This window comes from Streptomyces sp. NPDC002088 (assembly GCF_040296605.1).
Lineage (GTDB): Bacteria > Actinomycetota > Actinomycetes > Streptomycetales > Streptomycetaceae > Streptomyces.
Map to the genome: position 1 here is coordinate 415,220 of NZ_JBEOXO010000006.1, position 24,803 is coordinate 440,022.

The following is a 24,803-nucleotide window of genomic DNA, read 5'->3' on the forward strand; positions in this document are numbered from 1 at the left end:
CCGACGTATGTCAGTGGCGCAGGGGCCAGGCCGAGGCCGCGTGGTCGGGCTCCGCGCCGACGTGGCGGGCGCAGGCGTCCGTGAGCGCCTCCAGCAGGGTCAGCGGGTCCGGCAGCGGGTGCTCCGGGCCGCGCAGCCAGCGCACCTGCCGCCCGTCGTCACCGGGCAGCCGGGCCGGCGGTACGAGGACGTAGGAGCCCCGGCAGTGCCAGCGCATGCCCGGGTGCTCGTCCGCTGTCTCGGGGTGGCAGTCCAGCTCGCACGGCCACCACTCGTCCTCGTCCTCGGGCGTGCCGCGGGTGAGGGTGAAGAACAGCATGCGGCCGTCATCGCTCTCGGCGACCGGCCCGACCTCGACGCCGGCGGACAGCAGGCGCTCCAGGGCCTCGCGGCCGGCCTCCAGGGGTACGTCGAGGACGTCGTGCACCATGCCGGTCGCGGTGATGAAGTTGGCCTGCGGCTGGTGCCGGGCCCAGCGCTCGATCTGGGCGCGGTCGGTCGTGGACTGCGTCTGCCACGCGAACGACACGGGGTGCCGGGCGGGCGTGGGACAGCCGACGCGGTCGCAGGAACACCGGTAGCCCGGCGCCGGGTACGCGGCGGGCGCGAGGGGCAGTCCCGCTCCGGCGGCGGCGAGCAGCAGAGCCTCACGGCCGCCGGTGTCGGCGGCCTCCTTCGGGCGGCGTCCGCGCAGCCACTGGGAGAGTTTGCCCTGCCTGCCGTTGCGGCCACCGGTCTCCGCGCTCATCTATCGCCTCGCCTCGCTGTTGTGCGGACAGCATGCCTCATGGTCCCACCATCCTGCGCATCGGGGGGCCGGAGCCACCAATCGGGGCAGGTGGGACGAGGGGTTACGAGGAGTTACCAGAGGTACACCGGGCCTCGATCGGGGCTTATCGCCCACTGTGCCGACATTTGGTGGCGGCGGGCTCAGCGCGGGGCGAGGCCGTTGAGTGCGTAGTCGACGAGGGTGTCGGTGTACTCGTACGAGATCGGGCCCGTGTACTGGAGCCAGCGCTGGGCGAGCGGGGAGATGAAGAACTCGAGGGCGATGCGCAGGTCGATCCCGGGGCGGACCTGGCCGGCCTCCTGCGCGGAACGCAGCCGGTCGACGTACAGCTGGAGGGCCGGTTCCATGAGCTTGGTCATGAACTCCCGGCCGACCTGTTCGTTGACCACACCCTCGGCGGCCAGGGCCCGGGAGGGCGCCTCGAACCTGGGGTCCTTCAGTTGGTCGACGGTGGCCCGCAGCACGGCCTTGATGTCGGCGGCGAGGTCGCCGGTGTCCGGGATGGCGTACGGCTCCGCGCCCGCCTCCCGCGCCGCCTGTGCGCTGAGGTCGAGGAACGCCTCCAGCAGGACGTCCGCCTTCGACCCCCACCACCGGTAGATCGTCTGCTTGCCGACACCGGCGCGGGCCGCGATGCCCTCGACGGTGGTCTTCGGGTAGCCGACCTCCGCGACGAGGGCGAGGGCGGCGTCGTAGATCGCGCGCCGGGACTTCTCGCTGCGGCGGGTGGCGTCGGGGGCCGGCTTCTTGACCATGGGGCGACGCTATCAAGGGAGTGAGACGGGGCGTCTCGCGTCTTCTGGCGAGCGGGATCAGCCCTCCAGGAGAGTGGCGGGCGGGATCAGCCCTCGCATGTCGTACGGCGGGCGGGATCAGTCCTCCGCGTCGTACGGCGGCCAGGCGTCGCCCCAGTCCACGTCCCGCGCCGCCTTGTACAGGTCGCCGTGGCGTTTGGTCACCGTCGTACGGCGCAGTTGCTCGTCGGCCTCGCACAGGTCGAGGAGGACCTGGCCCTTGCGGATCTGCGGGCGCCGGACCACCCGGGAGGGGGCGGGAGTCACCGGGAGGCGGGTGGCGGCGACGTAGCTGAACTTCTCGTCCTCGTAGGCGAGGGAGCCGCCCTTGACCTGGCGGTGCAGCGAGGAACGGCTGACCCGGGCCGAGAAGTGGCACCAGTCCGTGCCGGGGGCGATGGGGCAGGCGGCGCTGTGCGGGCAGGGCGCGGCGACGTGGAAACCGGCGGCGACGAGGCGGTCGCGGGCCGCGAGGACGCGGGCGTAGCCGTCGGGGGTGCCGGGCTCGATGATCACGACGGCCTGGGCGGCGCTCGCGGCGGCGTCGACGACGGAGGCCCGGTCGGCCTCGGTGAGCTCACCGAGCACGTACGAGACCGTGACGAGATCGGTGCTCTCGATGGTGAGCGCCGCCCCGATACGAGAGCGCTGCCAGCGGGTGTCCCGCAGCGCGGGGTTGGCGGCGGCGATCTCCCGGCCGAGGGCGAGCGCGGGTTCGGCCCAGTCCAGCACGGTCACCGGCCGCGCCCCGTCCCAGGTCGCGCTGACCGCCCAGGTCGCCGCTCCCGTACCCCCGCCGACGTCGACATGGCTGCCGGGCGTCCACCCGGGCACGGCGTCCGCGAACGCCTCGAGCGCCGCCCGCACCGCCTCGAAGGTCGCCGGCATCCGGTACGCGGCATACGCGGCCACGTCCGCGCGGTCACGCAGGATCGGCGCGTCGGTCGGGGTGGCCCCCCGGTAGTTGGCGATGAGCCGCTCCACGGCTCCCGCGGCCTGCCTGGGCGGGAGCCCGTCGAGGAGGCCGGCGAGGGCGGTACGGAGGGTCTCGGCCGGGGATACGGGGACGTTCACCCGGCGATTCTCTCAAACCCGGGAACCTCCTGACGCCCCCCTCACGCCCCTCTCACGCCCCCGGGCCAGGGGCTCCGCCCACCCCCGCGGCTACGCCCCCGCACCGCCCGCGCCACCCGCGTCCCCGCCGCTGCCCTCGGCCTGCTGTCCGGCGGGCGTCTCCTCGGGTGCACGGTGTTCGCCAGCAGGACCAGGAAGGTGTCCGTGGCCGGGTCCAGCACCAGTGACGTGCCCGTGAAGCCGGTGTGGCCCGCCGCTCCCCGTCCCGCCAGCTCCCCCATGAACCACGGTTGGTCCAGGGCGAAGCCGAGCCCCGGTGGGGTCAGCAGGAGTTCGACGAAGTCGGGGCCGAGGATGCGGGCGGGCCCGTACGAACCGCCCGCGAGGAGGGTCCGGCAGAACACCGCCAGGTCCCGCCCCGTCGAGAACAGGCCCGCGTGGCCGGCCACCCCGCCCAGCGCCCAGGCGTTCTCGTCGTGGACCGCGCCCCGCAGCATCCCCCGGTCCGCCTTGGCCCAGGGGCGGCGCTGGTCCTCGGTCGCCGCCGCGTCCGGGCAGGGGCCGAAGTCGGTGGCCGTCATACCGAGCGGGCGGGTGATGCCCTCGTGGACGAGGACGTCGAGGGTGCGGCCGGTGACGCGTTCCAGGACGTGCTGGAGCAGCAGCATGTTCAGGTCGGAGTAGCAGTGCGTGCCAGGCACGCCCACCGGCGCCTCCGCCCGCAGCCGCGCCAGCCGCGCCACGTCGTCCGCGCAGTCGTACAGCGGGAGTTCGGGGCGCAGCCCGGAGGTGTGGGTGAGCAGCTGCCGCACGGTGATGCCGTGCTCCGCGGCGGCGCGGAAGTCCGGCAGGTACGCACCCACGAGGGCGTCGATGCCGAGCGTGCCCCGCTCGATCTGCTGCACCGCGGCGACCGAGGTGAACAGCTTGGTGAGGGAGGCCAGGTCGAAGGGGGTGTCGACGGTCATCGGCACCCGGTTCTCGGGCGGCAGTTCCACGCCCGTGTCCGTCTCCGGGTCGTAGGACGCGTACCGCAGCGCCCAGCCGGCCGCCTCCGCCACGGCGATCACCGGGCCGCGCCCGGCGACCACGACGGTGCCCGCCGCCCAGGGGCGCTCCCCCGTGGTGAGGTCGTGGACCTCGCGGACGAGGTCGCGCAGTTCCCCGGCGTCGAGCCCGGCGCGTTCCGGTGTGTCGCTGCGCAGTCTCGGCGCGCTCAGTTCCCCTCCTCCAGACTCTCGGCCTCGTTCGGGCAGGGGGGACCCCCGCCCTCCGCGGCCTCGTAGGCTCCCGTACGTGCGTTCCAGGGACGGCACATTCCCACGAAGCAGGCCAGCGCCACCAGGGCGGCCACCAGTTGGACGAGTGCCATGGGGACGGCGGTGTGCTCCCCGGCGACGCCGACGAGCGGGGAGGCGATCGCCCCGATGAGGAAGGAGGACGTACCGAGCAGGGCGGAGGCGGATCCGGCGCCGTGGTGGACGCGCATCAGGGCGAGGGTCTGGGCGTTGGGCAGCGTCACCCCCATCGCGGACATCAGCACGAACAGCGCCGCGGAGACGGGCACGAGCCCCACCTCGCCGAAGGCGCCGGTCGCCATCAGCAGCAGCGCCGTCGCGGCCAGGACGACCACCGCCAAGCCGGCGCCCAGCACCTTGTCCAGCCGGAACCGGCCGACCAGCACCTTGCCGTTGATCTGCCCGACGACGACCAGACCGACGGAGTTGAGGCCGAACAGCAGGCTGAACGTCTGCGGGGAGGCGCCGTAGATCTCCTGGGTCACGTAGGGCGAGGCGGAGATGTACGCGAACAGCGCGGCGAAGGCGAAGCCGCCCGCAAGCATGAAGCCGGTGAAGGGCAGGTCGGCGAGCAGTCCGCGCATCGCGCCCAGCGCCTCGCCGACACCGCCGGAGTGGCGCTCGGCCGGCGCGAGCGTCTCGGGGAGCCTGGCCCACACCACCCCGGCCAGCAGCGCCCCCACCACCGTCAGGACCATGAACACGCCCCGCCAGTCCGTCACCCGCAGGATCTGTCCGCCGATGAGGGGCGCGACGATGGGCGCGACCCCGGAGATGAGCATCAGGGTGGAGAAGAAGCGGGCCATGGCCACACCGTCGTACAGGTCGCGTACGACCGCCCGCGCGATCACGATGCCGGCCGCGCCCGCGAGCCCCTGCGCCAGCCGGAAGGCGACCAGGAACTCCACATTGGGCGCCAGCGCGCACAGGGCGGTGGCGACGACGTAGACGGCGAGACCGATGAGCAGCGGGCGTCTGCGTCCCCATCGGTCGCTCATCGGGCCCACGACGAGCTGCCCGAGCGCCATGCCGGCCAGGCAGGTGGTGAGGGTGAGCTGGACGGTCGCGGCGGGCGCGTGCAGGGCCTCGGTGACCTCGGGCAGGGACGGGAGGTACATGTCCATCGCCAGCGGGGGTGTGGCGCTCAGGCCGGCGAGGACGAGGGTGACCAGGAGTCCGGTGCGGCGCGGGGAAGCACGGTCGGCCGGCTCCGTCGCCCTCGTGGTCTTCTGCTCCGGGCCCGGTATCGCAGCCCCCCGCTCGGACATACGCCTCTCCCTCTCCGAGTGATCCGCCGCCTATGCTCTCAGCTCGTACGGAGTGAGCTCGTACAGAATGCCGAAGGCCACATGAGCGAGGGTGGGGGCCGCATGACGATGACGGAAGACAGTGTGCGCTGGGGAGTCCTGGCGACCGGCGGGATCGCGGCGGCGTTCACGGCGGACCTGGTGGACCTGCCGGACGCGCAGGTGGTGGCGGTGGCCTCACGGACGCGGGCGTCGGCGGAGGCGTTCGCGGAGCGGTTCGGGATACCCCGGGCGTACGGCGACTGGGAGTCGCTCGCGCAGGACGCGGACATCGATGTCGTGTACGTCGCCACCCCGCACTCGGCGCACCGGGCGGCCGCCGGTCTGTGCCTGGAGGCCGGGCGGAACGTGCTGTGCGAGAAGGCGTTCACGCTGAACGTGCGCGAGGCGGAGGAACTGGTCGCGCTGGCGCGGGAGCGCGGGAGCTTCCTGATGGAAGCGATGTGGATGTACTGCAATCCACTGGTGCGGCGGCTGAAGGCGCTGGTGGACGACGGCGCGATCGGCGAGGTGCGCAGTGTGCACGCCGACTTCGGGCTGGCGGGTCCCTTCCCGCCTTCGCACCGGCTGCGGGATCCGGCACAGGGCGGGGGCGCACTGCTGGACCTCGGCGTGTACCCGGTGTCGTTCGCGCACCTGCTGCTCGGGGAACCGTCGGACATCACGGCGAGAGCGGTGCTCTCGGACGAGGGCGTCGATCTCCAGACGGGAGCACTGCTCTCATGGGAGAGCGGCGCTCTCGCCTCGGTGCACTGCTCCCTCGTCGGCGGTACGGCCGTCACGGCCTCGGTCACCGGCTCCGCCGGCCGCATCGACATCCCCAACGGCTTCTTCCACCCGGACCGCTTCGTCCTGCACCGTGACGGCCGCGACCCCGAGGAGTTCGCCGCCGGCCCGGCCGACGGCCCCCGCACCAGCCTCAAGCACGAGGCCAGGGAGGTCATGCGCGCCCTGCGGGCCGGCGAGACCGAGTCCCCGCTCGTCCCGCTCGACGGCACCCTCGCCGTGATGCGCACGCTCGACACGATCCGCGACCGCGTCGGCGTCCGCTACCCCGGCGAGACCACCGAGGAACCCGGGGGCGCCAACGAGCCCGCCCTCACGCCGGCTTGAGCCCCGGCTCCCCCACCTCCGTCACGAAGGACCCGGCCGTCGTGACCGGCGCCCCCGGCGTCGTCACGTACGGCACGGCCCTGAAGTCGGCGCGGGCCAGCTCCTGCCCCAGCTCGACCCGGACATAGCCGCGCCGCCCGTCGTAGAACTTCAGGTGCGGGTTGGCGGTCATGAACGTGGCCCAGTTCCCGGGCCGCTGGGAGCCGTCCTTGCCGCTGGCGATCGACGTGGCCACGATCTCGGTGCCGAGGGTGCGGGAGGCCGGGTCGTCGAAGTCGTCCTTGATGTCGAAGGCGTAGCCGACGTGCACGTCACCGGTCAGCACCATCAGGTTCTCGACGCCGGCCGCCTTCGCGCCGTCGAGGATGCGGCGGCGCGAGGCCGGGTAGCCGTCCCAGGCGTCCATGGAGACCTTCGCGACCGGGTCGAGGTCCATCCGCCGCCGGGAGAAGCAGACCTGCTGCGGCACGACGTTCCACAGCGCGGTCGAGTCGCGCCAGCCGTCGAGGAGCCACCGCTCCTGGGCCGCGCCGGTCATCGTGCGCGCCGGGTCCTCGCTCTCCGGGCCGGGGACGTGCGGTGCGTCGCCGTAGGCCTGGTCGGAGCGGTACTGGCGGGTGTCCAGCACGTCGAACTGGGCGAGCGGGCCCCATTGCAGCCGCCGGTAGAGCCGCATGTCCGGGCCCGTGGGCAGCTGCGCCGGGCGCAGCGGCTGGTTTTCCCAGTACGCCCGGTAGGCGGCGGCGCGGCGCAGCAGGAACTCCTCCGGCGGGACGGCGTTCTCGGGAACGGCGCCCGCGTAGTTGTTCTCGGTCTCGTGGTCGTCCCAGGTGACGACGAAGGGGTGCGCGGCATGCGCGGCCCGCAGGTCGGGGTCGGTCTTGTAGAGGGCGTAGCGCAGCCGGTAGTCCTCCAGCGACACGGTCTCGTGGTTGAACAGCGCGGGGAGCCGGCGGTCGGTGTAGGCGCGGGCGCCGCCGGCCGCGTCGACCGCGTACTCGTAGAGGTAGTCGCCGAGGTGGAAGACCAGGTCGACGTCGTCCTCGGCGAGGTGGCGGTGGGCGGTGAAGTACCCGTCCTGGTAGGCCTGGCAGGCGACGGCGGCGAAGGTGAGTGACGACACCGAGCCGGTGGCGGCGGGCGCGGTGCGGGTGCGGCCGGTCTCGCTGAGCCAGGCGCCCGCGCGGAAGCGGTAGTAGTACACGCGGCCGGGTTCGAGGCCGTCGGCCTCGACGTGGACGGTGTGCTGGAACTCGGGGTGCGCGGTGGCGGTTCCGCGCCTGACGACGGTGGCGAACGCCTCGTCGCGGGCCACCTCCCAGTCGACGTCGACCCGTTCGGCGGGCAGTCCGCCGTCGGGCTGGTACGGGGCGGGCGCCAGCCGGGTCCACAGGAGCACCGAGCCGGACAGCGGGTCGCCCGAGGCCACGCCGAGGGTGAAGGGGTCGGTGGCGATGCGCGCCACATCCAGCTCCGCCGCGGCCGCCACCCCGGGCCTGGGGAGGTCCACGGCGAAGGCGAGCGCCATGGCCGCGCCGGTGACGCCGAGGAAACGGCGGCGGCCGATGTGGCGGGCGGCGGCCCGGAGTTCGGGCGTGTGCCGCGAGGAGACCCCATACGACGGGACCCGATACGACTGGAATGCTGTGATTGTCATTCATTCCTCCCCGGACAGTTGAGGGAGGAGACGGGGAGGCGGCCGCGCACGACACGCTCCACCGCGCACGCATCGCTCGGATGGCGGACAGCAGCTTCCGTATCGCGGACTACCGGACTGCCGGACCACGAGGACCGCCCTCTACGCTGCGAGCCCATGAATGCCAATGTCAGGGAAACTGCCAAGCAGTCGAGGATCGCGGTGGTGACCGGCGCGGGCTCCGGCGTCGGCCGTGCGGTGGCCGTGGAGTTGCTGCGCGCGGGCTGGTCGGTGGCGCTGGCGGGCCGGCGTCAGGGGCCGCTGGAGGAGACGGCGGGGCTGGTGCCGGAGGGCGCCTCCGTCGCCGTACGGACGGATGTGTCGCGCCCGGACGACGTGGCCGCGCTGTTCGCCGCCACCGTGGACCGGTTCGGGCGGGTCGACCTGCTGTTCAACAACGCGGGGACGTTCGGGCCGGGCGGAGTGCCGGTCGAGGAGCTGTCCTACGACGCGTGGCGGCACGTGGTGGACACCAACCTCAACGGGGCGTTCCTGTGCGCGCAGGCGGCGTACCGGCGGATGAAGGAGCAGGCCCCGCAGGGCGGCCGGATCATCAACAACGGCTCGATCTCGGCCCACACACCCCGGCCGCACTCGGCCGCCTACACCGCGACCAAGCACGCGCTGACGGGCCTGACCAAGTCCCTGTCGCTGGACGGGCGGCCGTACGGAATCGCGGTCGGGCAGATCGACATCGGCAACGCGGCCACCGACATGACGGCCCGTATGCAGACGGGCGCCCTCCAGGCGAACGGGGAGATGGTCCCCGAGCCGGTGATGGACGTGGCCGACGTGGCACGCACCGTGCGGCACATGGCGGAGCTGCCGCTGGAGGCGAACGTGCAGTTCGCGACGGTACTGGCGACGACGATGCCGTACGTGGGGCGCGGCTGAGCGCCCCCCACGGATCGTCAACTCGTCAACCTACACAAAGGGAATTTACCCCTCCGCACCATTGCGGCCGATAGCGGCCTTATGCTCAAATCGCCTACACAAGAGCTTCACATTTGGAGTAGTGGGGTTCCGCAGGCCATACCGAGGGGGGAGGCGGCGGCCGTTCCACGGCGTCGGGTGGGGGGTGGACCGCGCGTGGGACCGCGGGTACGCACCGATCCGTGGAACGGCTGCCGCGTACGTCACCCCGAGAGTGCCGGCCTCCCGCGTACGTCACCCCGTGTGCCGGCCCCCGCGGCCCGCCAGGCGCCTGCGCAGCGCGTACGCCCCGCCCGCCGCCAGCGCGACCGCCCCCGCGCCCCCTTCCAGCAGCCGCCACGGCGAGGTGCCGTCCGCCGCCGCGGCCGGCGATCCGGCCGCCGCCCGCACCGCCTTCCGCGACGGCGACGCGCTCGCCCCGCCCTCGCTCAGCGGCTCGACCAGCGTGCCCACCGCCTGCGCCGAACCCGCCTTCGCGAACCCCCAGTCGAGCAGCGCGGCCGTCTCCTCGTAGACGGCGTTGTAGCCGCTCTCGGGGTGCATCACGGTGACGAGCAAGGTGCGGCCGCCCCGGGTGGCGGCGCCGGTGAAGGTGTTGCCGGCGTTGCTGGTGTAGCCGTTCTTCACCCCTATCAGGCCCTTGTACGTCTTCACCCCGTACGCGCCCGACAGCAACCGGTCGGTGTTCTGGATCTGAAACGTCTTCTTGCCGCCCGCCGGGAAGTCGGCCGTCCTCGTCGCGCAGTACGCGCGGAAGTCGGCGTCCTGCAGCCCGTGCCGGGCGAAGAGCGTGAGGTCGTACGCCGACGACAGCTGCCCCTTGTGGTCGAAGCCGTCCGGGCTGACCACATGCGTGTCCAGGGCCTGCAGGTCCGCGGCCTTGGCCTGCATCTCGGCGACCGTCCGCGCCAGCCCGCCGTTCATCCGGGCGAGCACATGCACCGCGTCGTTGCCGGAGCGCAGGAAGACGCCCTGCCACAACTGCTCGACGGTGTACGTGATCCCCGCCTTCACGCCGACCAAACTGGACCCCGCCGGTATCCCGGCCAGGTCCGCGTCGGTGACCGTGTACCGCTCGGTCCGCTCGAACTTCTCCAGGACCGTGGCGGCGAACAGCATCTTCAGCGTGGACGCCGGCGCCAGGCGCTGGTGCGCGCGGTAGGAGGCGAGCACCTCGCCCGTGTCGTGGTCGGCGACCAGCCAGGCACGGGCGGAGAGCTTCTTGGGCAGCCCGGTGGCACCCCGCACCTGGACCCCGGCACGGGCCAGCCGCTCGCCGCCGATCACGCCGGTCACGTCCGTCGCGGCGGAGGCAGCGGCGGAGGCAGACTCAGAGGCAGACGCGGGCACGGCAGCGGCCAGCGGGACGGCCGCGGTGAGGGCGAGCAGGGAACGCCGGCTCAGCCGGGAGGATTCGCGCACCCTGGGACCGTACAAAGCGAGTCTGTGACGCCGTGCAGCGGGTCCGTGAAGTCTGTGAAGGGGCCCCGAAGGAAGCCGACGGCCAGCCATTGAACAGGGCTTTCCTGGCAATGACCCCATCACAGCTTAGGAATCAGCTGTCTTACGGAAATTTGATTCCGGGCCTCATATTCTCAGCCCTCACACATCCTTTACTCAGTAGGACTCAAAGGTTTCTTCCTAGCTTGTGGCCGCGCCCACAGCGGGCGCCAAGAACCTTCGAGGAACGGGATGTTTGGCATCTATCTCAAGCGCGAGCTGAGCCGGCGCAAGAAGGCGGCTCTGGTCATCGCACTGGGTCTGGCGCTCGGAATCGCCCTGGTCATCACCGTCAACTCGGTGTCGGCCGGCATGAATCAGGCCCAGGACAAGGTCCTGAAGTCGCTCTACGGCCTCGGCACCGACATGACGGTCACCAAGGCCCGCACGGCGCCCACCAGCAACAGCTCACAGCGACCGAACTTCCAGTTCGACGCGAAGTCCGAGGACGACGACGACTCGACGCAGAGCTCCGACCGGGTGATGACGCAGGGCGGTCAGGCACTTGCCGCCTCCCTCGTCACGAAGGTCTCCTCGCAGAAGGGCGTGTCCAGTGCGGTCGGCGCGCTCAGCCTGAACGTCACCAAGGTCGACGGCTCCTTCACCCAGGGCAAGGCCCAGAGCTCGACCAGCGGCCAGAGCAGCCAGGGTGGCCCCGGCGGCGGCAGCAGCAGCGGTCAGCCGCAGGTGCAGGGCGGTGGCGCCTCGTTCGACGTGAACTCCTACTCGGTCGTCGGCGTCGACGTCACCAACCAGAACCTGGGCCCGCTGTCCTCGTCGAAGATCACCTCCGGCAAGACCTTCACGGCCGCGCAGACCAACGCCAAGGTCGCCGTGCTCAGCAAGTCGTACGCCAAGGAGAACAAGTACAAGGTCGGCTCGACCTTCAAGATCTCCGGCACCAAGTACACGGTCATCGGCATCGCGACGCCCGACAGCAGTGACTCCACCACGGACGTCTACCTGCCGCTGAAGCAGGCGCAGACGCTGGGCGACTCGAAGAACAAGGTCACCACGATCTACGTCAAGGCGACCGACTCCAAGCAGATCGACACCGTCAAGGCGACGATCCAGAAGAACATCTCGGGTACGACGGTCACCACCTCCGCCGACCTCGCGGACACCGTCTCCGGCTCGCTGTCCACCGCCTCCGACCTGGCGACCAACGTCGGCAAGTGGCTGTCCATCGCGGTGCTGGTCGCCGCCTTCCTGGTGGCCGCGCTGCTGACCTCCTCGGCCGTGTCCCGCCGGGTGCGGGAGTTCGGCACCCTCAAGGCGCTCGGCTGGCCGAGCCGCCGGGTGACCCGTCAGGTCGTCGGCGAGTCCATGGTCAACGGTCTGCTCGGCGGTGCCCTCGGCATCGCCCTGGGCCTGGCCGCCGCGTACACGGTCACCGCGATCAGCCCGAAGCTGACCGCACAGCTCGGCAGCACCGGCGGCGGTGCCGGTGGCGGCATGGGCGGCGGCCCGGGCGGCGGCGGCATGGGCCAGCAGGCGACCCAGAACACCATGGAGATCGCCCTGTCGGCCCCGGTCTCGGTGACCACCATCGCGCTCTCCGTGGGCCTCGCGGTCGCCGGCGGTCTGATCGCCGGTGCCATGGGCGGCTGGCGCGCCTCCCGGATGCGCCCGGCCGACGCCCTGCGCAGCGTCTCGTAACACCCCCCGTGCTGGGGCGCCGCCTCACCTTCCCCCCGGGAGGCGGCGCCCCTCCCCCACTTCCTCCCCTTCCTCCTCAACTCACGGAGCACCCATGTACAGACTGACCAGCGTCACCAAGCGCTACACGCGGGGCAAGGAGACGGTGGAGGCGCTGCGCGGCATCGACCTCACGATCGAGGACGGCGACCAGCTCGTCATCCAGGGCCCCACCGGCGGCGGCAAGTCGACGCTGCTGCAGATGATCGGCGGCCTGGACCGTCCCTCCGAGGGCAGTGTCGAGCTGGACGGCGTCGACCTCGCGCGCATCAGCGAGGCCAAGCTGACCCGGCTGCGCGCCGAGAAGATCGGCATCATCTTCCAGGCGTTCAACCTCATCCCGACGCTGACCGCCCAGGAGAACGTCGAGACCGCCCTCGTGCCGCTCGGCGTCAAGCCCGCCGAGCGCCGCGAGCGTGCGGCCGAGGCGCTGCGCTCGGTCGGCCTCGGCGAGCGGCTCGGCCACGTCCCGACCGAGCTGTCCGGCGGCCAGCAGCAGCGTGTCGCCATCGCCCGCGCGCTGGTCAAGAAGCCGAAGGTGCTGCTCGCCGACGAGCCCACCGGCAACCTCGACGAGGGCACCCGTGACGACATCATGGGCCTGCTGGAAGGCCTGTGGCACGAGTACGGGCTGACCTTCATCATGGTCACCCACGACTCGTCCATCGCCCGCCGCGCCCCGCGCCTGGCCACCATCAAGGCCGGCAAGATCACGCTGACCGAGCAGGGCGGCGGCCGGCAGTACGCGCAGCAGGCGCACGGCGGCCAGAACCACTGAGCGTCCTCGCTGGTCCCGCCGGGGCCGTTCACCTCCCGAGTATGTGGTCGACCTCGGCCAACTGCCCGGCGGTGAGCGGCCCCTTCGCGATGGCGCCCGCGTTCTCCTCGGCCTGCGCGACCGACCGGAAGCCCGGGATCGGCACGGTGCGCGGGCTGCGCGCCCAGATCCAGGCGAGGGCGCCCTGGGCGAGCGTACGGCCGCCGCTGGTGAGGATGTCCCGCAGCGCGTCCACGCGGGCCAGCCACTGCGGATCGGCGCCGGAACCGTCGCCGAAGCCCGGGAGCCAGGCCGGCGGCCGGCTGCGGATGTCCCCCGCTTCGAGGGCCACGCGCCCCGAGTGCCTGCCGGTGAGCAGCCCCATCGCGAGCGGGCTGCGGTTGACGCTCGCCAGGTCCGACGCCTCGCACAGCGCCAGCATGCCGGGCGCGTCCTGGAGCACGTTGAGCGTGTGCTGCACGGCCGTGCAGTGCTCCCCCTCGGCGAAGACCGCGGCCCGCGCCGGGTCGTCGGTGCTCCACGCGTACGCCCGTACGAGCCCGTCCCGTACGAACTCCTCGCACACCTCGCGCAGTCGTGCCGCATGGTCGGGGTCGGCGTCGGAGATGTGCAGCTGGTAGAGGTCGACGTAGTCGGTGCCCAGGCGGGTGAGCGACGCGGTGAGGGCGCTGCGCGCGTGCTCCGGGGAGGCGTCCTGGCCGTCGGCGGTCCGGGTGCGCTCGTCGAAGAGGTTGCCCCACTTGGTGGCGACGACGACATCGGCCCGCCGCTTGCCCAGCGCCCGGCCGAGTAGGCGCTCGCTGTGTCCGGTGCCGTAGGTGTCCGCGGTGTCGAAGAAGGTGACGCCGAGGTCGAGGGCGCGCCGGACCGCCCGTACGGACTCGTCGTCGTCGACCTTCCCCCAGCCCAGGGGCTGTCCGTCGGGGGTCTGCCACTCGCCGCCGATGGCCCAGCAGCCGAAGCCGAGGGCGCTGACCTGGATGCCGCTGCGTCCCAGTGTCCTGCTGGTCTCCATGCCTGCGGACGCTAGGAGTTGAAGTGCACTTCAGCGCAAGGGGTCGTAACGACTCAGCGCAAGGGGTCGTGCGGCGGCTGCTTACGCCTGCCCGGTCTCGAACCGCGAGATCCTGCCGTCGTCCTCTACCGTGAACCTCCACCGGGTGCGCATCTCGCCCCAGGTGTCGTTGCTGTAGTGGGCGAGGAGGGCGCGGCCGCCCGCCGACTCCCGGTCGACGTCCAGGTGACCGTGGGAGCTGAAGATCTCCCGGTCGATCCACTCCGTGAGGTCGCGGTCGGCACCGTCGTCCGCCACGGTCGCGTCGGGCGTGAGCAGCGCCAGCAAGCCCTCGCGGTCGTGGGCGTTGACGGCGGTGACGAAGGCGCGGACGGCCGGGTCGCTGAGTCTCGCTGTCTGAATCGTCATGCGGTCCACGCTCGCACCGGCCCCGGAGCCCCGCCACCCGAACGGCGTCCCGGGCAGGACCGCCGGGCGTCAGGAGTGCGACGGTGGAGCCGTGGAAACCCGGGGGGACCTGTTCCTGCTGACGACTCTGGGGAGTCCTCGTGACCTGTTACGACCGACGTGATCTGGGCCTGCTGCTGCTCCGACTGGGTACCGGCGGAGTGCTGGCCGCGCACGGCACGCAGAAGCTGTTCGGCTGGTTCGGCGGCCATGGGCTCGAGGGGACCGGCCAGTGGATGGAGTCCATCGGGTACGCGCCCGGGAAGGCGAGCGCGGTGGCGGCGGGCCTTGCGGAGACGGGCGGCGGCGCGCTGCTGGCGCTGGGGCTCGCGACTCCGGCGGCGGGCGCCGCAGCGGCCGGCGCCATGGCCGGAGCGGCTGCTGTTCACGCTCCCGCCGGGTTCTTCGCTCAGGAGGGTGGCTACGAGTACGCGGCGACCCTGGCGCTGGCCGCCACCGGGCTCGCGGTCGCGGGGCCGGGGCGCCTCTCCCTCGACCATGCGCTCTGGCACGTGTTCGACCGGGGGTGGATGGTCCCGGCGGCGCTCGGGGCAACCGCCGCGGTCACCACCCTGGTCGTGGGCCTGCGCAACAAGCGGCTGCGGGAGAGAGCGGAGGGCGCGCAGGAGGCGCTCTTCGAGGAGTAGGTCTTCGGCGCCGGGGGGTCGTGGCAGGCTGCGTGCATGAGTGATCAAGACGCGTCCCCCGCCGCCTCGGGAGCCCCGGCAGCCCCGACCGCCCCCATGGACCTCTGGGCCTGCGTCGACGACCTGTGGGCCTGGCTGGACGCCGGCCGGCCGCACGACGGCCGGGAAGGTCTCCTGCTGCGCATGCTGAAGCTGTCGGAGGAGGTCGGCGAGGTCGCCCAGGCGGTGATCGGCGTGACCGGGCACAACCCGCGCAAGGGCACCACCCACACATGGGAGGACGTCGAGGCGGAACTGTGCGACGTCGTCATCACCGCGCTGGTGGCGTTGCGCACGCTGACGCCCGACGCCCGCGAGGTCTTCACCCGGCATCTGGCGAGGGTCACGGAGCGCTCACTGCCGCGCTGACAACCATTCCTAACCAGTGTGCATAAGTGAGTCTTGGACCCACTGCTGCGTACTGGGCGCATCCCGAACGGTGTTGGATGCGCTGGGTTCCCGCTTTCGCTTCCCGTTCGGCGACGGCTCTCCGGGGAGCCGGTCCGTGGTGGGTGGGCGGGTTCCCTCACGCCCCCGGGTGCCCGGTCCGGCCTGGACGGTCCGATGCCCCGCACGATCACTCCGGTCGTATGGGGGCGGTGCCGTCCGACGCCGGATCGGGTGGCCGAGGGCGCGTCGTCCGATCGCGATACCGGCGGCATCGTGACGGGACATCTTTCTGTGCGGGGTGGCCAGCGGTTTCTGCCAGTGCTGGGCACCCCACATGCTGGTGTAGGCCGGGTCGACCGCGACGATCGCGAGGCCCTGTTCGGCGGCCATGGAGACGAGCCGGGCCTTGAGCTTGCCGGTCGGGATGCCGGAGATGAGCTGCCGGAACCTCTTGCGGCGGCCGTGTTTCTCCCGGGTCTTCTCGGCGGTGAAGTCGAGGTCTTCGATGCCGATAGCGGCGACACCGACCCGCCTGGCCCAGTTGATCAGACGGGTCAGGGCGTGGCGGATCTGGGCGTCGCGGTGATCTGTGGTGCCGGACAGGTCGTAGAAGAAGCGGTGCGGGTCACCAACCGGGTTGCCGTGCGGGTCGAGCCGGTAGGCGGCGAAGTGGTCGGCGTTGGTGTCGACGCCGATCATGCCCCGGGCGCGGGCGGTGGTGAGCGGGATGGTCTGGACGAGGGGGCGTTGCCAGGACGCGGTGAGGTACCAGCGTCCGCGCTCCGTATCGAGGTGGATGCGGTAGGCGACGGCCCGGTTCGCGGTGATGCGGTCGGCCCACTCCGCGCCCCGGTGCGCGAACGCGATGCGGGCGGTGAGGACGTACCGGCCGTGCCGGGCGTTGGCCAGGTGCGCGAGCGGGGCGGGCAGTTTGACCGACACCTCGCCGTCCGGGGTGACGCGGATCGTCTCGTTCCCGAACCGCTTCCCTGACTCGCCGTCGGCAGCGATGAACCAGCGTTCCGCTTCCCAGCGTTCCCGCCACTGTTCCTCGGTGAGCTCGGCCTGGGCGAGATGGTGGCGGGTGTTGAGGAGCCGTTTGCCGCCCCGTACCACGCGGACCCGTCCGGCCTGCCAGTCACGGACCGCAGCGGCGTGCCGCTCTTCCAGCATCGCGAGGCGGCGGGACTTACGGAACCACTCGTTCTTCGACCGGTAACCGCCCGCAGCCCGCTTCGTTCCGGGCTCCCCGACCGGGAGGGACAGCCGGTGCCGCAGCGTTTTGATCCCGTCTGCCAGCGTCTGGATGTGCGCGGCCTGGCAGCGGCGCGCGAGCGCCCACTGATCATGCGTGGCTTTGGTGATCGCCCCCGCGATCCGCGACGACGACACCCCCGTCAGGCCTCTCTTGCGCGCCGCCCAGGTGTCCGCGCTGTGCTCCAGGCCGTCCGCACAGCGAGCCTTGAGATCACGGGAGGCCAGCACACCCTGGTGCGCACCGACCGCACGCAGCACCTTCTCGTCCAGGGGCGTGAGGTGCTTGAGACGGTCCCGGACCGCCACACCGGCAGGCCCAGGGACCACGAAGGACGCGGTCAGCTGCCGCAAACCGCCCACCACATCCCCCCTTAAAGCCGGACATCTGTCTGCCACCCAGCTCAACGAGCAGCAGCCGCGAAGGTCACCCATTCGGCCCCAGAACTCCCGTTCCCACCCCCGTGAACACGCCGACAGGACTCTTCCGCTCGCCGCAACTCACTTCAATGCAGCAAACCGACAGCAGCTCGCAACCCCCTTGACTGTGGTCTTCGTTACGGTTGTGGCGCGTGTGTTCGACAGATTCGATGGGCAGTCAATGCCCGTACGTAAAGGAATCGAGTCTGTTCCGCAGGGGGAACCGTGACTGTGTGCGTGATCGGTGCAGGTCTGTCCGGTCTGGCGGCAGCACACGCTCTCGCGGAGCGGGGGGTCGACTTCGTCTGTCTGGAGAAGGCCCCGGATGTCGGAGGAATCTGGCGGCAGCCGCAGGCCGGGGAACGTGGGCCGGCCTACCTGTCGCTGCATCTGAACAGCGTCAAGCGGCTGACCGGTTACACCGACTTCCCGATGCCCGACTCCTACCCGCTCTACCCGCGGCACAGCGACATCGCCGCCTATCTGCGCTCCTTCGCCGAGTGGGCCGGGGTGCGGGACCGGGTCGAGCTGAGCACCGAAGTGGTGTCCGTGGAACAGGGGTTGGACGACACCTGGACGGTCGTCAGCCGGGATGCGGACGGAGTGGAGACGTCACGGCGGTTCACGCACGTGGTCGTCGCCTCCGGTCACAACACCGAGCCGGCCATGCCGCATTCGCTGCCACCCGGCTCCGAGTCCTTCACCGGCACGATTCTCCACTCCATCGACTACCGCGACGGCAGCGACTTCGCCGGACAGCGGGTCATCGTCGTAGGACTGGGCGCGTCTGCCGTGGACATCGCCGCGGACCTGTCCCGGCACGCCGCGCGCACCCTGCTGTCGGTCCGGCGCGGGCTGCACATCATGCCCAAGCAGCTGTTCGGCATACCGCTGGACGAGATGGCCGAGGTCCCGTGGTTCACGGAGATGCCCTTCGCCGAGCAGCGCACCTTCGTCGAGAAGGCGCTGCACACCGCCCGGGGCAAGCTGTCGGACTACGGGCTTCCCGAGCCCGACCACCCGGTGTTCTCCTCGGCGGTGACCCTGTCGGACGAGATCTTCAGCCGGATACGGCACGGCGGGGTGACGCCCAGGCCGGCGATCGAGTCCATCGACGGCAGCCTGGTCCGCTTCATCGACGGCACCGCGGAGGAAGCCGACGCGATCGTCTACTGCACCGGGTTCCGCATGGCGTTCCCCTTCCTGCCCGAGGGCTGCCCGGTGGGCCCGCAGGGGTCGGTCGAGCTGTACAAGCGGGTCATCGCGCCCGACCACCCGGGCCTGCACTTCGTCGGCCTGGTACGTCCACTGGGCTCCATCACACGGCTCGTGGAGGCGCAGTCGCGCTGGATCGCGCAGATCGTCAAGGGCGAGGCCGTGCTGCCGGCCGCGGAGGTCATGCGCAAGGAGGTCACCGCGTACCTGACCGGCATCGCCGAGCGGTACGGGAAAGCGAAGGAGTCCTCGATCCTGGTCGACGTGGCTCCTTACCTACGGGAGCTGCGTGAGGAATGACCCTCCCCGAAGGCGAATGACGAGCAAGGCGTCGGGCCACGGCAGGCCCGACGCTTTAATCATGCACCTGTCAATCCACTGTCAGTGCGCTTTCCATGCGTTCTCGATGCACTGACCCACTGACCGCACCGGCAGGCAGCAGGACGGCCGGTGGCCGGACCCGGTACGCCTCCGAGGAGATGTACGCGGTGACGCGCGGCGGCTTCCCCCGCTGGTCGGCGAGCGCCAGATAGGCGATGAGCCCCGTCCCGTCCTGCGGCCGCCGTGAGGTGACGGCGGCCAGCGCCGCGGCCAGCGGGGCGGCGTCCACGCCCTGGCGGCGCAGCACGGCCACCGCCCGCTCCAGGGCGTCCCCGTCGTGGCGGACGTAGTCCCGGACCGGGACGTAGAGGGTGAAGCCGCTCGGCAGTCCGCTCGCCGTCTCGGTGAAGGCGTGGCAGGACTGGACGGGCCGGCGGCCGAGTCGTACGTCGTGCCCGTCCGCCTCCCCGTCCCCGATACCGAGGTCGGCGTCGTACCCCGCCGCGGCACGGAAGAACGCCTGGATCTCCGCCTGTCCGGGTCCGCCGCCCGTGCGGGACAGGCCGCCTGCCTCCGCGGCCGACAGGTCCTGGTGCGCGAGGTAGACCTTCACCCTGGGTTCCTCCCAGTCGCCCAGGTCCAGGGCGAAGAACAGGTGACGGTCGGCCTGGGGCAGCGCTGTGAACGCCTGCCGGTGGCCGAGCCGGCGCAGCGCCTCGCGCACCGTTTCGGCGGAACGTTCCTGTCCGGACGCGGCGGGGTTCAGGTACACCTTGACCTTGGGGACACCGCCGGGACGCAGCTCCAGTGCGCACCACAGTGCGAACGCGCCCTGCGGGGACGGCGGGAAGAACAGGTCCTCCAGCTCGTCCAGCCGGTCGGTGGCGAAATCCCAGCGGCGCGCCATCGCACGCAGGAAGCGCAGTCCGGTGCGGCCGCTCTCCGCCAGGCTGCCTGCGCCGGCCCCTGGCTCCACCAGCACCCGCAGCGTCGGGGGCGCGTCCGGCTGGAAGGCGAGCGAGAACTCCACCGGGGTGTGGTCGTCGGAGAGGAAGCTGTCGGAGGGCGGCGGAAGGTCCAGCGGCCGATCGGCGACGGGCCCCAGCGCCTCGGCGAGTACGCGCGCGTAGAGCTCCGCGTCGGAGGCGTCCAGACCGGCGACGTCGCACAGCCGTACCAACTGGCCTGTGGTGAAGGCACCGAGCGTCGGGGCGCCGGGGGCCGTCCGGCCGAGAAAGCGGGGCTGCGTCACCGGACCTCCCCGGAGACAAGAAGATACCCGCCCGTAGGGGCGGGTATCTTGCCTTCCTGCCTGCGGGGCAGGACCCGTATGAGGGGGTCGAGCAACACCGTGGAGAGCTGATGTGAAGTGGCGTCGGTGGATATGAGGTCCACGACACCTCCCTTGTCTCGTGACCAACACGTTATGCCGCGTTGGTCACTACCCTCATGGTTGAAGCGTCATGCAAAGCTGTGAAGCTCATGGATGTTGTGTGAATCACCTTGTCAGCCAGGTCAGGAACTGGCTCCACATTCCGGAGCGTTCCGGCTTGCGGCCCGCGGCGCCGGCCTGGGGCCCCGGCGGGGGCGCCGTCGCCGGGGTAGTGGCGGCGGCAGCGGCTGGACGTCGTATCGGCCGCACGGGCGTGAAGCGGGCGGGGAGCGTGGCCAGGGCTCGGTTGAAGGGGCCCGGACGCCACGTCAGGCTGTCTTCGGGCACCGCGAGTTCGACGTCGGGCAGCTGGTTGAGCAGGTTCTCGATGGCCGTCACGGTGATCTGCCGGGCGGGATCCTTGGACGGGCAGGCGTGCGGCCCCGCGCTCCACGCCAGGTGGGCGCGGTTGCTGCCGGCCTGACGCGCGGCCGTCAGCGCCGGGCCCGTGTTGGCGGCCGCGAAACTGACGAGCACCAGATCACCCGCCTGCAGCTTCTGCCCGGCGAACTCCATGTCGGCCGCCGGGTAGTGCGGCGCGAGGTTCTGCATGGGCGGGTTCTCCCACAACGTGTCGTCGATCGCCTCGTCGATCAGACCGCCCTGGTTGGCGTACGCGTCGTGGGTGAGCAGCCGGTGCAGGGTGTTACCGATGAGGTTCCGGAGCGGTTCGTTGCCCGCCACCAGCAGGAGCGCGAGCTGATGGACCATCTCCTCATCGGTCAGCGCCGCCTGGTGCTGCATCAGCCACGAGGTGACGTCGTCGCCGGGCTTGGCCCGCTTGAGCGCCACCAGTTCGCCGACCGCCCCGAACAGCACCTCGACGGCCTTCTCGGCGTTGACACCGTCGAACATCCCGGTGATACCGAAGACGACGCGGTCGCCGATGCCGGCGGGGCAGCCGAAGAGCTCGTTGAACACGAACAGCGGCAGCTGCTTGGCGTAGTCGCCGAGCAGATCGGCCGAGCCGCGCGAACCGAACTGGGAGATCAGGTAGTTGGAGACCTGCTCGGTGCTCTGGCTCACCTTGCGCGAGTCGACGCGGGCCATGCTGTCCGTGACCGCCTGGCGCAGCCTCAGGTGTTCGGCGCCGTCGCTGAACATGCAGTTGGGCCGGTAAGCGAGGACGGGTGTGATCGGGCTGTCCGGGGGAATCTTGCCCTCGTTGAGATGGCGCCAGCGCCGGGCGTCCTTGCGGAAGGAGCCGGAGTCCTGGAGCAGTTGCAGCGCCGCCGCGTAGTCCGTGACGAGGGTCGCCTCCACTCCCGGGGCGAGTTCGACGGGCGCGGTCGGTCCGTAGTGGCGCATGTAGTCGTAGTACGCCTGCGGATCGGCCGCGAACTCCGGCCCGTGCAGCGGCACCCGGCCGCCGGAGTTGTGTGCCGGGCACCCGGGCGGGGGCACCGGAACGGGGGACTGAGCGTCCATCTCTGCTCCTAGTGGGCACGTTCCTGCAAGTGGCGGACGAGGGTGATCAGCGCTTGCGCCGACGATCGCTCGTCCCGGGCGTCGCAGGTGACGACGGGGGTGTCGTCGAGCAGGTCGAGTGCCTCGCGCAGCGCCTGCTCCTCGCGCAGCGGCGAACCGTCGAAGTGGTTGACGGCAATGGCGTAGTCGAGTCCGTACTGCTCGATCAGGTCGATGACGGCGAACGAGTCCGCCAGCCGCTCGGGGTCTACGAGGACCAGCGCGCCGAGGGCGCCGCGGGCCATGTCCTCCCACATCTGCACGAAGCGCTGCTGGCCGGGCGTGCCGAACAGGTACAGCACGACCTGGTCGCTGATGGTCAGACGGCCGAAGTCCATGGCGACCGTGGTGGTGGTCTTGCCGTCCACGCCCTTGAGGTCGTCGACCGCCTCGGCGGCCCGCGTCATCGTCTCCTCGGTGGACAGCGGGGCGATCTCGGAGATCGCCCCGATGAACGTGGTCTTGCCCACCGCGAAGTGACCGACGACGAGGATCTTCACGGCGGTCTGCGTCGCGCCGCCGCGCACGTAGTCCCGCTCATCCAAACTTGGCCCTGAGCCCATTCAGCACCTCCTCCAGGATCTGTTTGTCGGCGAGGGCGGCACGTGCCACCGGCGGGCGGGTGACGAGGTGGCCGCTCTCGGTGAGGGCGGACAGGAGGATCTTCACCACGCCCAGGGGCAGCCGGGTGTGCCCGGCGATCTCGGCGACCGAGAGGTAGCCGGCGTCGCACAGGTCCAGCAGGTTCTGCTCCTCGGGAGACAGCCGGGTGGGGCGCCGCTGGTCGTCGGCGGCCGCCGTGACGAGGGTGATCAGCGACAGCTGCTCCTCGTCGGGCAGGCCGCGGCCCTTGGTGATGACGTACGGACGTACTAACTCCGCTGTCTCCGGCTCCAGTTCGTCGCGGTACGTCATGAGCGTGCGCCGAGGTTCTCGCGCGGCGGCGTGGTCAACGCCTTGCCGAGCTGGCCGACGAGCTGCTGCATACGGAAGCTGATGTCCTGCATGTCGACGTCAGGAGAGGCGGAGACCCCGAGGTAGGCGCCCTCCCCGGCGGAGATCAGGAAGACCCAGCCGCCGTCGAACTCCACCAGCGTCTGCTGCCACTGGAGATGGTTTCCGTCGCAGAAGAAGGCGAGCGAACGGCTGAGCGACTGCACGCCGCTCATCGCGGCGGCGACCCGGTCGGCGTTGTCCTTGTCGAAGTCCTTCGTCCGGGCCATCAGCAGCCCGTCGGCGGAGATCAGGACCGCGTGCAGGGCCCCGGGAATCTCCAGAGCGCTGTCGAGCATCCATGACAGATCGTCGTTCACGAGTACTCATGCCCTTCGCTGCCAGCACCACGGGTGCTGCTCGTCTGATCCCCGGGGTCCGCCTGCGTGGCCCGACCCGACTGCGTGCCACGCTGGAAGGCGCCCATGATCGCCGCCGTCTCCGCACCGGAGCGCTGCGACGAGCGCGAGGTGGGCGCGCTGCCCGGCACGATGGCCATCGGCCGCTTGCGACGCCGCCTCGGCAGTCCGTCGGAGGTCGCGGACGCGCTCAGCGCGGGTTCGGGCGCACTCGTGCCCGGCATGGCGCCGGCGGGCACGGCGGGAGCCGGGACCTTCTGCTCGGGCATGCCGGTGAGCAGGTCGTGCGGCAGGAGGACGACCGCGCGGACGCCGCCGTACGGTGAGGAGGAGTCCACGGACACCTCGAAGCCGAAGCGCTCGGCGAGCACACCGATCACGGCGAAGCCGAACTGGGGCGGGTTGCCGAGCCCGGAGACACCGGAGACCCGGTCGCTGGACAGGAGCTTCTCCGCCCTGGCCCGTTCCTCGTCGTTCATACCGACACCGGCGTCGTCGACGACGATGCAAATACCCTTGGGCACGGTGCGGATATTGATTTCGACGACGGTGTCCGGGCTGGAATAGCTGGTGGCGTTGTCGAGCAGCTCGGCGAGTGCGAGTGCCACGGGTTCGACGGCCCGGCTGGTGATACCGAAGTCGACCTGTGACAGAATTTCCACCCGGCGGAAATGCCGGATGCGACCCTGGGCGCTGCGTACCACATCATAAATGGAGGCGATGTCTCGCTGCCGCCCCAGCCAGCCCTCGCACAGCACGGCGATGGACTGGGCGCGCCGGCCGAACTGCGAGTTGGTGTGGTCGATTTCAAGCAGATCTTGAAGAATGACCGACTCGCCGTACTTGTTCTGGAGCCGCGAGATGACCAACTGCTGCTCGGCAGCAAGGCCCTGAAGTGTCCGCATCGCGGACTTCAGGACTGTCTTGGTCGCTTCTTCGGCTTGCTCCTGAGCTGCCTGGACGGATTGCGAGTAATGGTTCTCCAGGTCGGAGTAATGGCTTCTCAGCCCGTCGATCTCCTGCCGTAAAGCACGCGCTGCCCGACGCTGACGAACAATCAAGGCAATTGCGACAAGGGTGACGACGAGGAGAGCCCAGAGCACTGGGTTCTGTATGTATTCCGTCATAAGACTCTCTTCAGGCGACTGACGGCCAGCTGCTGAATTCCCGTCAATGCGGGTGGACCGGCGGACCGCCCGCACCGGGGTTACCGCCCGGACCGTCCCCAAAGTCGGGGATGTCGTCTTGCGCCCATCCGCCCGCTCCGCAAGTGTGGAGATCGTATCACCGTACGAACACATGACTGATCGTCAATATGGGTGTTTTGCAGGTCTATTGACGGAGCATCAGAAGGCTGTCGCGAACGCCGGTTCCAGAGCCGTGCCGAACCGCGCCCACGGCGGCTCGGCCGCGCAGGCGGCCCGGACGGCACCTCGACCAGGCAGTGCGGGACCGTCGCACTGGATCTACCTAAGCGGTGCGCATCTCGCGGACATTACCTACGTGACATGCGCGGACCGGGTCCGGATCCCGGCGACCGGCTCCACGGCGACACAGTGATCATCGTCACAGTCGTGCGCCGTTGACACCCGCAGCGGCGGTCCGGAACGCGCCCCACACCCGCCCTTCCCTCGGATATCCGGCCAAATCCACCGTCCTCCATCGAGAATCCGGGCGGCGATGAGTCGCCATTCTGGTCGCCCGGGTTTACGTACGTAGTTCCTCCGATGTGTTTCCACAGGCCGTGGGTGAGAGTGATGACGCGGAGCGCGGTCGCGCTGCACAAGGAATTGACCTCATAGGCCCTGCGCCACACACCTGCG

23 protein-coding genes are annotated in these 24,803 nt (G+C 70.9%); 7 read left to right on the plus strand and 16 right to left on the minus strand.

Annotation, left to right across the window (positions count from 1 at the left end; genetic code table 11):
• Window positions 1–10: 10 nt before the first annotated feature.
• From ABT114_RS16275 to ABT114_RS16295, 5 genes are all read right to left on the minus strand, one after another.
• A complete protein-coding gene (locus ABT114_RS16275; protein ID WP_351142934.1) occupies window positions 11–748 on the minus strand; it encodes a bifunctional DNA primase/polymerase in 738 nt (245 codons plus the stop codon).
• Window positions 749–930: 182 nt separating this feature from the next.
• Complete coding sequence (locus ABT114_RS16280) at window positions 931–1,545, minus strand: TetR/AcrR family transcriptional regulator (RefSeq protein WP_351142936.1); 615 nt, start codon at window positions 1,543–1,545, stop codon at window positions 931–933.
• A gap of 117 nt (window positions 1,546–1,662) precedes the next feature.
• A complete protein-coding gene (locus ABT114_RS16285) occupies window positions 1,663–2,658 on the minus strand; it encodes a small ribosomal subunit Rsm22 family protein (protein WP_351142938.1) in 996 nt (331 codons plus the stop codon).
• Window positions 2,659–2,699: 41 nt separating this feature from the next.
• Window positions 2,700–3,914 (minus strand): serine hydrolase domain-containing protein, encoded by a 1,215-nt coding sequence (locus ABT114_RS16290; protein ID WP_502988333.1) that lies wholly within the window; start codon window positions 3,912–3,914, stop codon window positions 2,700–2,702.
• The gene (locus ABT114_RS16295) at window positions 3,875–5,224 is read right to left on the minus strand and encodes a multidrug effflux MFS transporter (RefSeq protein ID WP_351142940.1); all 1,350 of its coding nucleotides are present in this window, start codon (window positions 5,222–5,224) and stop codon (window positions 3,875–3,877) included. The genes ABT114_RS16290 and ABT114_RS16295 overlap by 40 nt, the downstream gene beginning before the upstream one ends.
• 108 nt (window positions 5,225–5,332) lie before the next feature.
• Here ABT114_RS16295 and ABT114_RS16300 point away from each other — a divergent pair, with 108 nt between their 5' ends.
• Window positions 5,333–6,376 (plus strand): Gfo/Idh/MocA family protein, encoded by a 1,044-nt coding sequence (locus ABT114_RS16300; protein ID WP_351143015.1) that lies wholly within the window; start codon window positions 5,333–5,335, stop codon window positions 6,374–6,376.
• Here ABT114_RS16300 and ABT114_RS16305 read toward each other — a convergent pair.
• Complete coding sequence (locus ABT114_RS16305) at window positions 6,363–8,033, minus strand: alkaline phosphatase D family protein (protein ID WP_351142941.1); 1,671 nt, start codon at window positions 8,031–8,033, stop codon at window positions 6,363–6,365. The genes ABT114_RS16300 and ABT114_RS16305 overlap by 14 nt on opposite strands.
• Before the next feature lie 156 nt (window positions 8,034–8,189).
• Here ABT114_RS16305 and ABT114_RS16310 point away from each other — a divergent pair, with 156 nt between their 5' ends.
• Window positions 8,190–8,966, plus strand: coding sequence for an SDR family oxidoreductase (locus tag ABT114_RS16310; protein ID WP_351142943.1), 777 nt, complete (start codon window positions 8,190–8,192; stop codon window positions 8,964–8,966).
• Between the two features lie 273 nt (window positions 8,967–9,239).
• Here ABT114_RS16310 and ABT114_RS16315 read toward each other — a convergent pair whose 3' ends face one another.
• Complete coding sequence (locus ABT114_RS16315) at window positions 9,240–10,427, minus strand: D-alanyl-D-alanine carboxypeptidase family protein (RefSeq protein ID WP_351142945.1); 1,188 nt, start codon at window positions 10,425–10,427, stop codon at window positions 9,240–9,242.
• 270 nt (window positions 10,428–10,697) lie between these two features.
• On the opposite strand from ABT114_RS16315, the gene ABT114_RS16320 reads away from it, so the two are divergent.
• Together ABT114_RS16320 and ABT114_RS16325 are read left to right on the plus strand one after the other, a co-directional pair.
• Window positions 10,698–12,164, plus strand: a complete 1,467-nt coding sequence (locus ABT114_RS16320; protein WP_351142947.1) for an ABC transporter permease — start codon at window positions 10,698–10,700, stop codon at window positions 12,162–12,164.
• Window positions 12,165–12,258: 94 nt separating this feature from the next.
• The gene (locus ABT114_RS16325) at window positions 12,259–12,981 is read left to right on the plus strand and encodes an ABC transporter ATP-binding protein (RefSeq protein ID WP_351142949.1); all 723 of its coding nucleotides are present in this window, start codon (window positions 12,259–12,261) and stop codon (window positions 12,979–12,981) included.
• A gap of 28 nt (window positions 12,982–13,009) precedes the next feature.
• Here ABT114_RS16325 and ABT114_RS16330 read toward each other — a convergent pair whose 3' ends face one another.
• Both ABT114_RS16330 and ABT114_RS16335 read right to left on the minus strand, forming a co-directional pair.
• Complete coding sequence (locus tag ABT114_RS16330; protein ID WP_351142951.1) at window positions 13,010–13,996, minus strand: aldo/keto reductase; 987 nt, start codon at window positions 13,994–13,996, stop codon at window positions 13,010–13,012.
• Between the two features lie 81 nt (window positions 13,997–14,077).
• Window positions 14,078–14,404, minus strand: a complete 327-nt coding sequence (locus tag ABT114_RS16335) for a nuclear transport factor 2 family protein (protein ID WP_351142953.1) — start codon at window positions 14,402–14,404, stop codon at window positions 14,078–14,080.
• A 140-nt stretch (window positions 14,405–14,544) separates the two neighbouring features.
• Here ABT114_RS16335 and ABT114_RS16340 point away from each other — a divergent pair, with 140 nt between their 5' ends.
• Window positions 14,545–15,090 (plus strand): DoxX family membrane protein, encoded by a 546-nt coding sequence (locus ABT114_RS16340; protein WP_351142955.1) that lies wholly within the window; start codon window positions 14,545–14,547, stop codon window positions 15,088–15,090.
• Window positions 15,091–15,126: 36 nt separating this feature from the next.
• On the plus strand, window positions 15,127–15,498 hold the full coding sequence (locus ABT114_RS16345) for a MazG-like family protein (protein WP_351142957.1): 372 nt from the start codon (window positions 15,127–15,129) through the stop codon (window positions 15,496–15,498).
• A 9-nt stretch (window positions 15,499–15,507) separates the two neighbouring features.
• Here ABT114_RS16345 and ABT114_RS16350 read toward each other — a convergent pair whose 3' ends face one another.
• Window positions 15,508–17,136, minus strand: coding sequence for an IS200/IS605 family accessory protein TnpB-related protein (locus ABT114_RS16350; protein ID WP_351142959.1), 1,629 nt, complete (start codon window positions 17,134–17,136; stop codon window positions 15,508–15,510).
• 282 nt (window positions 17,137–17,418) lie between these two features.
• On the opposite strand from ABT114_RS16350, the gene ABT114_RS16355 reads away from it, so the two are divergent.
• A complete protein-coding gene (locus ABT114_RS16355; protein ID WP_351142961.1) occupies window positions 17,419–18,708 on the plus strand; it encodes a flavin-containing monooxygenase in 1,290 nt (429 codons plus the stop codon).
• Between the two features lie 70 nt (window positions 18,709–18,778).
• On the opposite strand, the gene ABT114_RS16360 is transcribed toward ABT114_RS16355, so the two are convergent.
• From ABT114_RS16360 to ABT114_RS16385, 6 genes are all read right to left on the minus strand, one after another.
• The gene (locus tag ABT114_RS16360) at window positions 18,779–19,981 is read right to left on the minus strand and encodes a tryptophan dimethylallyltransferase family protein (protein WP_351142963.1); all 1,203 of its coding nucleotides are present in this window, start codon (window positions 19,979–19,981) and stop codon (window positions 18,779–18,781) included.
• A 246-nt stretch (window positions 19,982–20,227) separates the two neighbouring features.
• Complete coding sequence (locus ABT114_RS16365) at window positions 20,228–21,589, minus strand: cytochrome P450 (protein WP_351142964.1); 1,362 nt, start codon at window positions 21,587–21,589, stop codon at window positions 20,228–20,230.
• An 8-nt stretch (window positions 21,590–21,597) separates the two neighbouring features.
• Window positions 21,598–22,191, minus strand: a complete 594-nt coding sequence (locus tag ABT114_RS16370; RefSeq protein ID WP_351142966.1) for a GTP-binding protein — start codon at window positions 22,189–22,191, stop codon at window positions 21,598–21,600.
• Entirely contained in the window at window positions 22,166–22,543 is a 378-nt protein-coding gene (locus tag ABT114_RS16375; RefSeq protein ID WP_351142968.1) for a DUF742 domain-containing protein, read from the minus strand. The genes ABT114_RS16370 and ABT114_RS16375 overlap by 26 nt, the downstream gene beginning before the upstream one ends.
• The gene (locus tag ABT114_RS16380) at window positions 22,540–22,941 is read right to left on the minus strand and encodes a roadblock/LC7 domain-containing protein (RefSeq protein WP_351142970.1); all 402 of its coding nucleotides are present in this window, start codon (window positions 22,939–22,941) and stop codon (window positions 22,540–22,542) included. Before ABT114_RS16380 ends, ABT114_RS16375 begins: the two co-directional genes overlap by 4 nt.
• Complete coding sequence (locus ABT114_RS16385) at window positions 22,938–24,107, minus strand: ATP-binding protein (protein WP_351142972.1); 1,170 nt, start codon at window positions 24,105–24,107, stop codon at window positions 22,938–22,940. Before ABT114_RS16385 ends, ABT114_RS16380 begins: the two co-directional genes overlap by 4 nt.
• Window positions 24,108–24,803: the final 696 nt, after the last annotated feature.